Here is a 14,142-nt window from a genome sequence, read left to right as displayed (position 1 = left end):
GACGCATGATTCTGCCTTGCAGTCCGCGCCTGTCAGGCGGCGCCCTCCCGGGCTGGGGCGCGCCGGTTCGGGCTCAGCGCAGCAACGGGAGCAGCGAGTCGCCGACGCGCGCGATCTCCTGCTCGTACGGCGTGTCGCTGAGGACGAAGTGCGTGACGCCCAGGTCGGCGTAGCGGCGCAGCGCCTTCGCGACGTCGTCCGGCGACCCGACGAGCCAGGTCGTGCCGGCGCCGCCGCCACCCACCCGTCCGGGGGCGGTGTAGAGGCAGTCGTCGAGCACATCGCCCTTCTCAGCGAGGTCGAGCAGGCGCTGCTGGCCGACGGCGAGGCGCCGACCGGGGTCGGCGACCCACTCGTCGCGGCCCCGCGCCATCTCGGCGACGCGGGCCTCGGCGTCGGCCCAGGCCTCGTCGGTGGTGTCGCGCACCAGCGTGGTGACGCGCAGGCCGAACTCGAGCGGCGGCAGGTCGCGGTCGAGGTCGCGACTCAGCGTGCGGAGGTGGTCGATGCGGGCGGCGACACCGTCGAGCGGCTCACCCCAGAACAGCTGGACGTCGGCCTCGGCCGCTGCGGTGCGCTGGGCGGCCTCGGAGGCGCCGCCGAAGTACAGCGGCGGGTGCGGACGGCCGGGGCGGACGAGCGGCTTGTGCTCCAGCGTGGCGCCGGTGGCCTTGTAGTGCTCGCCGTCGAACGCGAGGTCGTCCTCGGTCCAGTAGCTCCGCACCAGCCGCATGAACTCCCGCGTACGGGCGTACCGCTGGGCCTGGTCGCCCTCGTCGTCGCCGTACTGCGGCTGATGGTCGGGTCCCGAGACGATGTTCACCCGCACCCGGCCACCGCTCAGCTGGTCGAGCGTCGCGGCGGACGAGGCGAAGTGCGCCGGCTCCCAGTAGCCCGGCCGGATGGCGATGAGGGGGTTGAAGGTCGTCGTCACCGCCGTCAGCGCGGTGGCCACGGTGAACGTGTCCGGCCGCTTCCAGCCCGTGCCGATGAGCGCGCCGCCCCAGCCGTGGTCCTCGGTCAGGCGAGCGAGCCGCGCCAGCCTCGGCAGGGCGTTGTGCCCCTCGACCGTGTCGTCGAGCCGGTGTCCCGGCGTGACCTGGTTGGGGATGTACCAGAGGAACTCCATCCGCCGCCCTTTCTGCGTGTTGTTTAGTGGGTTACTAGACTTAGCACACCCGCGCTCGCTCACGAACAGCCAGGACCGGTCGGGTCGACATGTCCCCGCCTCGCCCGCGTGTCGGCGAACGACACGCCGGCGTGCCCGCTGCCCCAGCTCACTCTCCGGCCCCCGATTCGGTGGACGATTCGGTGGCCGAGCGGTCAGCGGCTGACCTGATGGCGCCCTAGCCTCGAGACATGGACATGAAGCTCGAGCTGGTGATGGTTCCGGTGACCGACGTCGACCGGGCCAAGGAGTTCTACGCGAAGGTCGGCTTCTCCGCCGATCACGACCACGTCGTCAGCGACGACGTACGGTTCGTCCAGATGACGCCGCCCGGCTCGGCCTGCTCGATCGCCTTCGGCAAGGGGCTGACGCGGCTCGCCCCCGGCTCGCTGGACAACCTCCAGATGGTCGTCGCCGACGCTGACGCCGTACGCGCGGACCTGGCGTCGCGCGGCATCGAGGTCAGCGAGGTGGACGAGCTGCAGTGGGGCCGCTTCGTGTTCTTCGCCGACCCCGACGGCAACGGCTGGGCGCTCCAAGAGCTGCCGGACTGGTCGTCGGGCGCCGGCGGGGAGGGCTACCAGGGCTGAGGTGCGCGGTAGCGTCCCTGCGCCCCTCCGGACGAGGAACATCCCTCGCCGCGGCGACGTTCACTCGTCGACTCCGAGCAAGGCGGCGCACATGACCCTGGACGATGCGATCGCGGCGGTCGAGCGGACCATCGACACGTCACGCCTGCGAGTCGACCGCAAGCGAGCTCAGGAGGACGACGAGTCCTACCTCGTCCTCGTCCTGGACAGCGGCCGCGGACGGGATGACGGACCGGTCGCGAACGGCCCGCGTCTGGTCGACAAGCAGAGCGGCGACGTGGTCAGGCTGACCGTGCCCGACGCGCTCGCCCGCGCCCGGCTGATGACGTCCGTCGAGTCCTGATCGACCGGGGGTGCACCCACCCCCGGGTCGCGGCGAGCTGAGGACACGCGTGACAGACGGCCTGTCGTCGGTCCCCTCGAGGCAGGAGCCCGCCGTGACGCCCTCCCCACATTTCCCGCCAGGCGCGAGGATGACCGGATGAGCACCCACAGCGGCAGCGACTTCGAGGGCGCGTCCTTCGTCCGGGCGAGCTTCAAGAACGCGTCCCTGCGGTTCTCCGACGTCAGCGGGGTGACGATGCGCGGCGTCGACGTGGACGGGCTCGACATCGACAGCCACGACCTGTTCCTGGGTCGGCTGATCGTGAACGGGGTCGACGTCGTGCCGCTCGTCGACGCGGAGCTCAACCGGCAGTTCCCGGGCCGCGAGCTGCAGAAGGCCGGGACGCCGGAGGGACTGCGCGAGGGATGGGTCGCCGTACAGGCGGCGTGGCAGGAGACGGTCACGGGCACGCCGCCGGAGCTGCGTGACGCGCACGTCGAGCACGAGTGGTCGCTGAGCCAGACGCTGCGCCACCTGGTCCTGGCCACCGACGCGTGGCTCCGCGGCGGCATCCTGCGGATCGAGCGGCCGTTCCACGAGATCGGCCTCGTCTTCACCGGGGCCGAGCAGATGGGCTTCGACACCTCGATCTTCCGGACCGACCCGCCCGCGTTCGAAGAGGTCCTCGCCGTACGCGCCGAGCGCCAGCGGATGGTGACCGACTTCCTCGCCACGGCGACGCCGCAGCTGCTCGCGGAGGAGCGCCGCGACCCGTGGGGGTCCGACTGGAGTCCCACCGTCGGCGACTGCGTACGCGTGATCCTCGAGGAGGAGTGGGCGCACCTGCGCTACGTACGACGCGACCTGGCCCTCCTGGGCTGAGCCCAGCCTCAGACGAGCTCCGGCTCCGTCTTGTCGCGCACCTCGTCCTCGGTGACGCCCGGAGCCAGCTCGACGAGCTTGAGCACCCGGTCGCCGAGCGTGCCCGAGGGGGCGACGGCACCGGTCGCCGGGTCGATCACGTCGAGAACCGCGAGGTCGGTGATGATCCGCTGCACGACGCGCTTGCCGGTGTAGGGCAGCGCGCACTCGCGGAGGATCTTGAGCGAGCCGTCCTTGGCGACGTGCTCCATGAGCACGATCACCCGCTTGGCGCCGTGGACGAGGTCCATCGCGCCGCCCATGCCCTTGACCATCTTGCCGGGGATCATCCAGTTCGCGATGTCGCCGGCTGCCGAGACTTGCATCGCCCCGAGGATCGCGGCGTCGATCTTGCCGCCGCGGATCATCCCGAACGACTGGGCCGAGTCGAAGAACGACGCGCCCTTGCGCAGCGTGACCGTCTCCTTGCCCGCGTTGATGAGGTCGGGGTCCTCCTCGCCCTCGAACGGGTACGCGCCCACGCCGAGGATGCCGTTCTCGGACTGCAGCACCAGCTCCACGTCGTCGGCGACGTAGTTGGGCACCAGCGTCGGCAGCCCGATGCCGAGGTTGACGTACGACCCGTCCCGCAGCTCGGATGCCGCCCGCGCGGCCATCTCCTCACGACTCCATGCCATCTGGCTCAGCCTCCCAGTCCGTGCGTCGCCGCGTCGTCGACGGTCGCGTCGCCCGAGGGCCCCGCAGCGGGGCGCGGGCGGGTGGTCACCTTCTCGATCTTCTTGTCGGCTGCCTGCTCCGGGGTCAGCGCCACCACCCGCTGCACGTAGACGCCGGGGGTGTGCACGAGGTCGGGGTCGAGCTCGCCCGGCTCGACGAGGTGCTCGACCTCCGCGATGGTGATCCGGCCGGCCATCGCAGCGAGCGGGTTGAAGTTGCGCGCGGACTGCCGGTAGACGAGGTTGCCGTGCCGGTCGCCCTTCCAGGCCCGCACCAGCCCGAAGTCGGCCACGATGGCCTCCTCGAGGACGTACTCCTTGTCCCCCTCCGCGGTCGAGAACACCTTCGTCTCCTTGGGCGGGGAGGCCACGACCACGTTGCCCTCGGAGTCGTACTTCCACGGCAGGCCGCCCTCGGCCACCTGCGTGCCGACGCCCGTCGCGGTGTAGAACGCGGGGATGCCCGAGCCGCCGGCGCGCAGCCGCTCGGCCAGCGTGCCCTGCGGCGTCAGCTCCACCTCGAGCTCGCCGGAGAGGTACTGCCGGGCGAACTCCTTGTTCTCCCCGACGTAGGAGGAGATCATCCGCCGGATCCGCTTGGCGAAGAGCAGCCGGCCCAGACCCCACTCGTCGACGCCGCAGTTGTTGGAGACGGCCTCGAGGTCGGTCGTGCCCGCCTCGAGGATCGCGTCGATGAGCACCGCCGGGATGCCGGAGAGCCCGAACCCGCCGACCGCGAGCCTCGCACCGTCAGGGATGTCGGCGACCGCTTCGGCCGCTGAGGAGACCACCTTGTCCATGTCTCGCACCCTAGCGGCCGTGTGACCGGCGCCACGGCCCGGGCGCCGACCGGCTTCGGACTCGTGTCGGTCCGAGCCTGTGGAGAACGTCATCGTGGAGGATCCGTGTCGCCAGGTGGCTCGGATCCTCCACGATCCTGCAGGGATCCCCGGCTAGCCGGGGATCGCTGCAACGGGCAGCCCAACCCCCAGAAACGCAGAACTGCCGGGGATCCCTGCAACGGGCAGCCCAACCCCCAGAAACGCAGAACTGCCGGGCCCGGGGTGGTCCCCGGGCCCGGCAGCGCTAGCGCGTCACCGCTTCGCCAGGCGCTCCTTGATCTGGGCGAGCAGCGCCTGCCGCAGGTCGGCGTCGTCGACCTTGGCGCGGACGAGCTTGCGCAGCGCCTTCAGGTGCTGCCTCGCCTCGCGTCGGTCGCCCTGGCGCTCGGCCTTCGCAGCGTCCTTCTCCAGCTGGAGCAGCCGGTTGGCGAGCCTCGGGCCGAGGTCGCCGTCCTCGGCCAGGGTCGCCACCACCTTCTTGAGCGACGCCCTCGTGGCCTGGACGGTGAAGACCACGGTCGTGGACTCCACGTTGCCCGCGACGTCGGTGGCCGTGACGGTCAGGACGTGGCGGCCGGTGGACAGCGCCCACATGCCCCAGTCCCCTGCGTCGACCGGCTCACCGTCGAGCGTGGCGCGCACCCCGCGGATCCCGGAGGTCGTGTCGCTCGCGGTCCACGCCACTGCCGTCGCCTTGTGGCTGGGGTAGGTGCGTGCCCGGATCCCGGAGATCGCGACGGCCGGCTGGCCGGTGTCGACCGCGAGCTCCTTCGACTGCGCCGTCTCGACGTTGCCGGCCTGGTCGACCGACCGCACCTCGAGGACCTGGCGGCCCTGCGCGGTGACCGTGAACGGAGCGGTGTACGCCGTCCACGCGCCGTTGCCGATGCGGTACTCGGTGCGTGCCACCCCGGAGTCGGCGTCGGTCGCGGCGAGCGTGACCTTCGGTGCCGTGGTGAACCAGCCGGCGCTGCCGTCGGGCGAACCCGGGGCGGTCGTCACGGTGGTCACCGGGGCGGTCGTGTCGGCCGGCGGTCCGTCGACCGTGACCTCGATCGATCCCTCGTCACCCACGTTGCCGGCGACGTCGGTCGAGCGATAGCGGACCGTGTGGTCCCCGGCGCCGTTCACCTCGACCGGGTCGGTGTACTCGATCCAGTCCCCGCCGTCGACGCGGTACTCCGTGACCGCGACGCCGGAGGTGGCGTCGGTGGCCTCGAGCACCACCCGCACGCCGTTGCCGGCCCGCTCCTGGCGGGCACCGGTCGCCGGCTTCACCGTGTCGACCTTCACCTCGGACTGCTGGACGTCCTCGACGTTGCCGGCGGTGTCCGTGGAGCGGTAGTGCACGGTGCTCCTGCCCTCGGGAAGGGTGACGGCACCGGTGTACGCCGTCCACGCGCCGTCGCCGATGCGGTACTCGGTCGACGCGACGCCCGAGCCGTCACCGTCGGCGGCGGCGAGGGTGAAGCGCGGCGCGCTGACGTACCAGCCGTCCTCGCCGTCGGCCTCGGCCGGCGACCAGGTGAGGGTGGTGGTCGGGGCGTCCTCGTCAGCGGCCTCGACGACGACCGTGATGCTCTTGGCCGTCTCCTCGTTGCCGGCCACGTCGGTCGAGCGGAACTCGACCTTGTGGCTGCCGGGCTCGGTGATGGTGAAGGGTCCGGTGTAGGCGGTCCACTCACCCCCGCCGATCCGGTACTCCGTGGACTCCACGCCGCTGCCGCCGGTCTCGTCGACCGCGGTCAGCGTGACCTGCACGCCGTCCTCGACCACGGCCTGGGCGGCCGAGGTGACCGGCGCGGTGGTGTCGGCCGGCGGCTCCTCGTCGGTGTCGAGGTGGAAGTAGTCGAACTCCACCGTGACCGGCTCCTCCTGGTTGGGCCCGATCGCCATCAGGCCCAGGGAGTTGAGCGGACCGTCGTAGGTGATGCCGTTGCCGATCGGCGTCCACGAGGCGCCTGCCGTCGACTTGACCGCCGCGGTGTAGGTCGTGCCGGTCTTGGTGACCTGCACCCACCAGTAGCCGCTCTCGGTGGTGTTGGGGATGTCGATCTGGTCACCACCGCTGACGCCGGTGCCGTTCTTCTCCGCGGCCAGCTCGGCCCGCAGGTCGAGCGCCGCACCGGGCGCGTTGTAGGCGACGACGTCTGCCTTGACGTAGTTGTCGTCGTTGCCGTACATCATCAGGCCGGCCAGCTGCCACTGGTGCTTGAGCGGCGCCTTGAGCTTGGTCTCGGCCACCCAGTCACCCGACGGCGCGTCCTGCAGGATGAAGTTGCGCGGCGAGATCGGGTTGGCGCCGTTGATGTCGCCCGGCTCCGTCTCGATCTTCAGGTGCCCGTCCGCCACCGACTCCTTGTGGGAGTTGTAGCGCACCGACTCCGCCCAGCGGCACCCGTTGAGCGCGGTGCCGTCGAACTCGTCGCTCGGCTCGAAGGCCGGCGCCGTGGCGTCCGGGGTCACCCGGAGGTAGTCGACCTGCGCCACCCGGGGAGTGGTGCCGAGGTCGCCGGCCGCCATCAGGCCGATCTTCGCGCCCGCCCCGGTCTTGAGGGCGAGCGACCCCGGCAGCGTGGTCCACGCCGTGCCGTCGGCGGAGTAGGCACCGGTGAGCGTGCCCCCGGTGTTGGTCAGCCTCAGGTGGATCGTGGTCGGGAAGCTCGCCGCCACGACGGGCGCGGCGGGCGTGGTGCGGTTGCCGCCCGTCTCGGACTGGAACTCCACGAGCCTGCTGCCGTTCTCGTGCCGCACGAACGCGAGCTTGTTGTACTCGTCGTCCGACTGGTGCACGACCAGGCCGGCCCACTGCCAGTGCGAGCTGTGGTCGAGCGTGATCTTCGTGGTAGCGGTCCAGTTGCCTGCCGGCACGGGCTGTCCCGCGAAGCTCACCGGGCCGGTGCTGGCCTCGTTGATGTCGCCGGTCGTGACGGGCAGGCGCAGAGTGCCGCCGGCCTGGGTGATCGGTGCACCGGGAGCGTTGCGCACAGCCCACTTGGGCAGCAGCGCCGGGGAGTCGAACTCGTCCGAGACCGGTCCCGGGACACAGCTCAGCGGCTCGCTCGGGGTGTCCGGCTCGGGCTGCGGCTCCTGCGGGTCGCTGTCGATGGCGAACTGCGAGAAGTCGGCGGTCCGGACCGCGGACTCGTGGGCCATGATGAACATGCCGACGTCCTGCGTGTCGCCGATGTTCGCCAGGGTGACCGGGGTCCCGATCTGAGTCCAGGTCGTGCCGTTGTTCGACCAGTACGCCGACACCTGGTTGCCGCGGCGGCTGAGCTTCAGCCACTTCGGGACGGTGCTGGTGCCACCGGCGATCGAGGAGTTCAGCTGCCCGTTGCCGTCCGGGTCGGTGAGGAACTCCATCCCGGCCGCCCGACGCCACGCCAGCATTGCGTAGCCGGGCGAGACGCCGGGCTGCGTCATGTCGTTGCGGATGATCAGTCCGGCCTTGCCCGAGTTGTTGGCCAGCGTGCTGGCGTCGACCCGCACGATGGCGTCGTACTCGTCGTCGCCGGCGCCCGGCTCGTAGAGCGTCGTGTACTGGTCGACGCCCTGCCAGGCGTTGCTGCCGGCACCGGAGATCCGGAAGGCACCGGCTCCCAGGCGCTCGAACTCGCCGTTGACGTTGGTGAAGGGCAGGAGGTCGCCGAACAGCTCGCCCACCTGCAGCTGGACCAGGCGCGACGTCGTGACGTTGCCGTCGTCGTCGGTGGCCTTCGCGGTGAGGTCGTAGAGACCCTCGGCGTCCGGCGCGGTCCACGTCACCGAGTACGGCGCGGTGGTGGCCTCACCGATCTTCGTGTCCCCGTCGAAGAACTCCACCTTGGCGATCGAGCCGTCCGCGTCGGAGGCGTCGGCGGTCACGGTCACCGCGTCACCGGGGTCGACCTTGTCGCCGTCGGCCGGCGAGGTGAGGGCGACCAGCGGCTTGGCCTCGGGCGAGACGCCCTGCCCCATGGCCTCGAAGAAGTTGAGCTTGATGTCGTTCGTCCCGGTGAACACCAGGTAGAGGTCCATCGTCTCGTCGCCGAGCTCGCTCACGTCGACCGCGACGTCACGGAACTGCTGTCCCGTCGCGGGCACCGCGGCGGTGCCGACGACCGCACCGGTGGGGCTGTCCTTGCGCAGCTCGATGGTGCCGCCGCCCGACGCGGCCTGGACGCGGAGGTTGAAGGTGTCGATCCGGTAGAAGTTCACCGGCTCGAAGTTCACCCATGCGCCGTTCTTGCCGACCACGACCTGGCCGCCGCCGGCCGCGTCACGGCCGGGGGCGAGGGTGGCGGTGTCGGACTTGGCGTCGAACCACTCGGCCTGCCGGAGCTTGGGGAAGATCACCGAGGTGTCGGAGCCGCCCAGCGGGTTGGCACCGCCGGCGCCACCGGTGTCGGTGTAGCGGGCGTCGATCGAGTAGAAGATGTTCTCGTCCGCCGCGTGGCCACCGAGGCTGGTGACCGTGCTCCCCGTGAGGCCGGGCGAGCCGACCAGCGGGTGGGCGTGGTCGTCGTGCCCCAGCGCCGGCTGCACCTCGACGCGCTGCGGATCGACCGACTCGTCCTCGGCGTCGGTGACCGTGACGTTCCAGCTGATCCGGTCGCCGAAGTCGAAGAACGCGCCGTCGGGCGGGGTCTCGATGTCCACCACCGGTCGCGTGTTGCCGACCGTGATCGGCACCGTCGTCGTACCGGTCTTGCCGGCCGGGTCGGTGACCGTCAGGCGGGCGTCGAAGGCGCCCTCGGTCGTGTAGGTGTGCTCGGCGGTGACGCCCGTCGCGTCGGTGGTGCCGTCACCGTCGAAGTCCCACGCGTAGGTCAGCGCCTCGCCCTCGGGGTCGCTCGACCGGCCGGCGTGGAACGACACCTCGAGGGGCGCCTTGCCGGTGTCCGGCGTGGCGTCGATGCGGGCCACCGGCGAGCGGGAGCCGCTGATGTAGTCGATGCGGTAGAGGCCGGACGTAGGGTTGTCGCGTCCGTAGCCGCCGCCCCAGTCCAGGACGTACATCGAGCCGTCCGGGCCGAACTTGGAGTCGATCGGCGCGAGGAACGGGACGTCGGGCAGGAACGGGTTGACCTTCTCCACCTGCGAGCCCTGCTCGGCGGCCGGGTTCTTCAGCTGGATGTTGTACATCTTGTTGCGGGCCCAGTCGTAGAAGAACGGCTTGCCGTCGAAGGACTCGGGGAACTTGGTGTCCGACTCGAGGTTCTCGTCGTAGCGGTAGATCGGGCCGCCCATCGGGGCCAGGCCGCCACCCTGCGGGATGGCACCGACCGAGGAGCGGCGGTAGCCGTAGTACATGTCCGCGGCCCGGGCCGGGGGCAGCTCGCGCAGGCCGGTGTTGCGCACCGAGTCGTTGACCGGGTTGGCGCAGTCGAAGTAGTCACCGACGACCGGCGGGTTGAGCGGGGTGGTGCTGCCGTAGTCGACGTCGCGGAACGGCTCACCGTTGGGGTTCTGGCCCTGGTGGTTGCCGCCCATGCACAGCGGCCAGCCGTAGTTGCCGGGGCTCTTGATCAGGTTCCACTCGGCGATGCCGGCGGGCCCACGCGTGGCGGGGGCGTCCGTGCTGTTGTCGGGCGAGTAGTCGGCCATGCTCAGCCAGCCGGTCTCGCTGTCGATGGAGAAGCGGAACGGGTTGCGGAAGCCCATCGCGTAGATCTCGGGGAGGGTCTTGTCGCGGCCCGCGTCCTCGGACTCGGGGAACAGGTTGCCCTCGGGGATCTCGTAGGTGGAGCCGACGCCCGGCGTGGCGCCGGGGTCGTCGACCGGGTTGATCCGCAGGATCTTGCCGCGCAGGTCGTTGGTGTTGGCCGAGGTCTCACGGGCGTCGTGGAAGGTGCCGGCGCGCTCGGAGAGGGGCGCGTAGCCGCCCGAGGGCTCGGAGTGCGGGTTGACGTCGTCACCGACGCCGATGAACAGGTTGCCGTCGTCGTCGATGTCGAGCGCGCCACCGGTGTGACCGGGCTCGTCGGGCAGGCGGCGGGCCGGGATCTTGATGATCACCTTCTCCGACGCGGGGTCGACCGTCCCGTTCTCGAAGGTGAAGCGGGACACCGTCGACCAGAAGTTGTTCGGGTTCGAGTTGTCCGGCGACTCCGCCGAGCGGTAGAGGAAGATGTGCCCGTTGGTGGTGAAGTCGGGGTCGAGCGCGACGCCGAGGAGGCCGTCCTCACCGCCGGAGTAGACCGGCAGGGTCAGCACCGTGCTGACGCCCTGCGTCTCGGGGTCGTACATCCGCAGCTGGCCGCGCACGAGCTCGGTGTAGAAGACCTTGCCGTCGTCGGCCACGTCGATGGCGTAGGGGGCCGAGGTGTTCTGGTCGAGCGGGATGCGCTCGTAGTTGCTCCACACCGTGGCGCCGCAGTCGCCCTCCTCGAGGCCGGCGGCGTACTTCACCCCGCCGACGATCTCGGCCATGAAGGCCGGCTCGTCGTAGTGGGAGGGGAAGTGGCCCAGCGCGGTGCCCCAGAAGCGGCCGCCCTCGTAGGGCTTGCACCAGGTGATCGGGTGGTCGTAGCCCATGTTGCCGCCGGAGTAGGTCGACTCGTCCATGGACTGCAGCACGTGGGCGGTGCCGCGCACGTTGTTCGAGAAGTTGTACCACTCGTCGTTGCGGGCCCAGCGGGTGTCGGACGGGGTGCCCTTGAAGTGCTTGGTCGAGGGGTGCGTCGTGTCCTCGTTGCGGACCACCCCGGCGGGGCCGGGGTCCGTGCCGGTGGGCGCGTGACCGGGCATCAGCGACCCGACCATGTTGTCCCACCACGGGTAGTTGCCGCGCATGTCGAGCGCGTTGTGGATCGCCGCGACGCCGTTGCCCTCGGCGTGCCAGCGCTCGAGCGCCGCCTTCTCCGAGGCGTTCCACGGGTCACCGTTGGCCTGGAAGACGACGACCGCGTCGAACTTGGCGAGGCCCTCGTCGGTGAACACGGCCTCCGAGCCGCCGGGCGTCTCCTTGTGGACGACCGTCACCTCCATGCCGGCGGCCTCGAGACCCGCCTTCAGCTTGGGCGTGCCCTCGGCGATGGCGGCATCGTGCCAGTTGCCGGCGGCGTCCTCGGTGAAGATCAGCACGTGGCCGTGACCCTCGTGCGCCTGCGCCGGCGCCGCGGCGACGACGCCGAGCAGGCTCCCGGCGAGGGCGGACACGGCGAGCAGGGCTGAGCCGGCGGTCCTCCGCCGGACGCTGCGTGAGGACGTCGGTATCGACGCGGACGATGTGGGCATGCGGGCCTCCAGGTCGGTGGTGGGCCCTGGCGCGCGCGTGTGACGGGCGTCACCAGGGCTACCCGGACCGTCGCAGACTTTTGTGCACGGGTCAAGCAAAAGTTGGCTGGAAGTGCAATAAAGACGTCGGCCGTCCCGTAAAAGCGAGCTGCGGGCCCGCGCACCGGTCCTGGCTATCCTCGAACCGTGACCGCGCATCCCGACCGGCCCGTGGACTGGGCGAAGGTCCGCCTGCACGTGGTCACCGGCAAGGGCGGCACCGGCAAGTCGACCGTCGCGGCGGCCCTCGCACTGGCGCTGGCGACGTCGGGTCGCAACGTGCTGCTCTGCGAGGTCGAGGGACGCCAGGGCATCGCCCGGATGTTCGACGTCGACCCCCTTCCCTACGCCGAGCGGCGCATCGCCAAGGGAGCACCGGACCGCGACGGGCGTGCCGGGCAGGTCCACGCGCTGCACATCGACGCCGAGTCCGCGCTGCTGGAGTACCTGGCGATGTACTACAAGCTCGGGCGGGCCGGGCGAGCGCTGGACCGCTTCGGCGTGATCGACTTCGCCACCACCGTCGCACCGGGCGTGCGCGACGTGCTGCTCACCGGCAAGGTGTTCGAGGCCGTCCAGCGTCCGCGCGGGACCGAGCGGGGCCCCAGCCGCGGCGCCATCACGTACGACGCGGTGGTGCTCGACGCTCCGCCGACCGGCCGGATCGGTCAGTTCCTGGGCGTCAACTCCGAGGTGGCCGGGCTCGCCAAGGTGGGTCCGGTGAAGGCGCAGGCCGACAAGGTGATGGAGCTGCTGCGCTCGCCGCGCACCGCCGTCCACCTCGTCACCATCCTGGAGGAGATGCCGGTGCAGGAGACCTCGGACGGCATCGCCGAGCTGCGCGCGGCCGGCCTCCCCGTCGGCGGCGTGGTGGTCAACCTGGTGCGCCCGCAGGTGCTCGGTGCCGACGCGCTGGCCCGGGTCCGCGACGGCGCGCTGGACCCCACCGCCATCACCGCCGACCTCGGCCGGGCCAAGGTCGACGTCGACGCCAGGCTGGTCGCCGCCCTGGTCGAGGAGGCGCGGGAGCACGCCGTACGCCGACAGCTCGAGGACGAGCAGCGCGAACGGGTGGCGGCCGAGGGGTTGCCGACCTACGAGCTGCCGCGCCTGGCGGCGGGCATCGATCGCGGCGCCCTCGTGGAGCTGGCCCACTCGCTGCGCTCGCAGGGGATGGCATGAGCACCGGGTCCGGCGCTCCGCACCTCGACGTCGACGCCCTCCTCGACGACCGCGGCACGCAGATCATCGTCTGCTGCGGGTCCGGCGGGGTCGGCAAGACCACGACGTCGGCGGCGCTCGCCCTCCGCGCCGCCGAGCGGGGACGCCGCGTCGTGGTGCTCACCATCGACCCGGCTCGCCGGCTGGCCCAGGCGATGGGCATCGAGCAGCTGGACAACATCCCGCGCCCGGTGCCGGGGCTGCGTCCGCAGTCGGACGGCGGCGGCTCGCTCGACGCCATGATGCTCGACATGAAGCGGACCTTCGACGAGGTCGTCGAGAGCCAGGCGAGCCCCGAGAAGGCGCAGCAGATCCTGGCGAACCCGTTCTACGTCGCCCTGTCCAGCTCGTTCGCCGGCACGCAGGAGTACATGGCGATGGAGAAGCTGGGCCAGCTGCACCGGCAGGCGGTGGCGGACGGCAGCCACGACCTCATCGTGGTGGACACCCCGCCGTCGCGCTCGGCGCTGGACTTCCTCGACTCTCCCGAACGACTCTCCAGTTTCCTCGACGGCCGGCTGATCCGGCTGCTCCTGGCTCCGGCCCGCGGACCGGCGCGGTTGATGAGCGCCGGGTTCTCGGTGGTGACCGGCGCCCTGGCGAAGGTGCTGGGCGGGCAGATGCTGCGCGACGTGCAGACCTTCGTGACCGCTCTCGACACGCTCTTCGGCAGCTTCCGCCAGCGCGCCGAGCAGACCTTCGCGCTGCTGCAGGCCGAGGGGACGGCGTTCTTGGTGGTCGCGGCGCCCGAGCCCGACGCGCTGCGCGAGGCGGCGTACTTCGTCGATCGGCTCACCGACGACCGGATGCCGCTCGCCGGGCTGGTGGTCAACCGGGCCAGCCCGCCGACGCGCACCGACCTCTCGGCCGAGGAGGCGATCGCCGCCGCGGACCGGCTCTGGGCGGGCGACTCGTCGTCGCTGACCGCGGGGCTGCTGCGCCTGCACGCGGACCGCGTACGGATCCTCGAGCGCGAGCAGCACCTGTGCGAGCGGTTCGCCGCCGCGCACCCGCAGGTCGCGACGGCGTTGGTACCCGCGATGGCGGGCGACGTCCACGACCTCGACGGGCTGCGGGCGATCGGCGACGCGCTCGCGCGCCGCCCCTGACCCCGCTTCTCCGGGGTTTCCGGGCGTCG

General features: G+C 71.3%; 9 protein-coding genes. 5 read left to right on the top strand and 4 right to left on the bottom strand.

Annotated features, from left to right (window positions below):
- Positions 1-73 precede the first annotated feature (73 nt).
- Positions 74-1,129, bottom strand: coding sequence for an LLM class flavin-dependent oxidoreductase (locus J3P41_RS15235; protein ID WP_210651196.1), 1,056 nt, complete (start codon positions 1,127-1,129; stop codon positions 74-76).
- A 230-nt stretch (positions 1,130-1,359) separates the two neighbouring features.
- Here J3P41_RS15235 and J3P41_RS15230 point away from each other — a divergent pair, with 230 nt between their 5' ends.
- The 3 genes from J3P41_RS15230 (at position 1,360) to J3P41_RS15220 (ending at position 2,965) form a co-directional block, all read left to right on the top strand.
- Positions 1,360-1,758, top strand: coding sequence for a VOC family protein (locus J3P41_RS15230; protein ID WP_210651195.1), 399 nt, complete (start codon positions 1,360-1,362; stop codon positions 1,756-1,758).
- 91 nt (positions 1,759-1,849) lie between these two features.
- Positions 1,850-2,101 (top strand): hypothetical protein, encoded by a 252-nt coding sequence (locus tag J3P41_RS15225; protein WP_210651194.1) that lies wholly within the window; start codon positions 1,850-1,852, stop codon positions 2,099-2,101.
- A gap of 138 nt (positions 2,102-2,239) precedes the next feature.
- Positions 2,240-2,965, top strand: a complete 726-nt coding sequence (locus J3P41_RS15220) for a DinB family protein (RefSeq protein ID WP_210651193.1) — start codon at positions 2,240-2,242, stop codon at positions 2,963-2,965.
- Positions 2,966-2,973: 8 nt separating this feature from the next.
- Here J3P41_RS15220 and J3P41_RS15215 read toward each other — a convergent pair whose 3' ends face one another.
- The 3 genes from J3P41_RS15215 to J3P41_RS15205 form a co-directional block, all read right to left on the bottom strand.
- A complete protein-coding gene (locus J3P41_RS15215; RefSeq protein WP_210651192.1) occupies positions 2,974-3,642 on the bottom strand; it encodes a 3-oxoacid CoA-transferase subunit B in 669 nt (222 codons plus the stop codon).
- Between the two features lie 5 nt (positions 3,643-3,647).
- A complete protein-coding gene (locus J3P41_RS15210; RefSeq protein ID WP_210651191.1) occupies positions 3,648-4,481 on the bottom strand; it encodes a CoA transferase subunit A in 834 nt (277 codons plus the stop codon).
- Positions 4,482-4,775: 294 nt separating this feature from the next.
- Positions 4,776-11,591, bottom strand: a complete 6,816-nt coding sequence (locus tag J3P41_RS15205) for an OmpL47-type beta-barrel domain-containing protein (RefSeq protein WP_210651190.1) — start codon at positions 11,589-11,591, stop codon at positions 4,776-4,778.
- A gap of 339 nt (positions 11,592-11,930) precedes the next feature.
- Between J3P41_RS15205 and J3P41_RS15200 the strand changes: the two genes are divergently transcribed.
- Positions 11,931-12,965, top strand: a complete 1,035-nt coding sequence (locus J3P41_RS15200; protein ID WP_307862020.1) for an ArsA-related P-loop ATPase — start codon at positions 11,931-11,933, stop codon at positions 12,963-12,965.
- Positions 12,962-14,113, top strand: coding sequence for an ArsA family ATPase (locus J3P41_RS15195; RefSeq protein WP_210651189.1), 1,152 nt, complete (start codon positions 12,962-12,964; stop codon positions 14,111-14,113). The genes J3P41_RS15200 and J3P41_RS15195 overlap by 4 nt, the downstream gene beginning before the upstream one ends.
- Positions 14,114-14,142: the final 29 nt, after the last annotated feature.

The organism is Nocardioides sp. SYSU D00065 (assembly GCF_017916425.1).
Lineage (GTDB): Bacteria > Actinomycetota > Actinomycetes > Propionibacteriales > Nocardioidaceae > Nocardioides.
This window is presented reverse-complemented; position numbering and strand designations above follow the sequence as displayed.

Coding starts and splice junctions, on each gene's coding strand:
- J3P41_RS15235 (WP_210651196.1), bottom strand. CDS start 1,129: ATGGAGTTCCTCTGGTACATCCCCAACCAGGTCACGCCGGGACACCGG.
- J3P41_RS15230 (WP_210651195.1), top strand. CDS start 1,360: ATGGACATGAAGCTCGAGCTGGTGATGGTTCCGGTGACCGACGTCGAC.
- J3P41_RS15225 (WP_210651194.1), top strand. CDS start 1,850: ATGACCCTGGACGATGCGATCGCGGCGGTCGAGCGGACCATCGACACG.
- J3P41_RS15220 (WP_210651193.1), top strand. CDS start 2,240: ATGAGCACCCACAGCGGCAGCGACTTCGAGGGCGCGTCCTTCGTCCGG.
- J3P41_RS15215 (WP_210651192.1), bottom strand. CDS start 3,642: ATGGCATGGAGTCGTGAGGAGATGGCCGCGCGGGCGGCATCCGAGCTG.
- J3P41_RS15210 (WP_210651191.1), bottom strand. CDS start 4,481: ATGGACAAGGTGGTCTCCTCAGCGGCCGAAGCGGTCGCCGACATCCCT.
- J3P41_RS15195 (WP_210651189.1), top strand. CDS start 12,962: ATGAGCACCGGGTCCGGCGCTCCGCACCTCGACGTCGACGCCCTCCTC.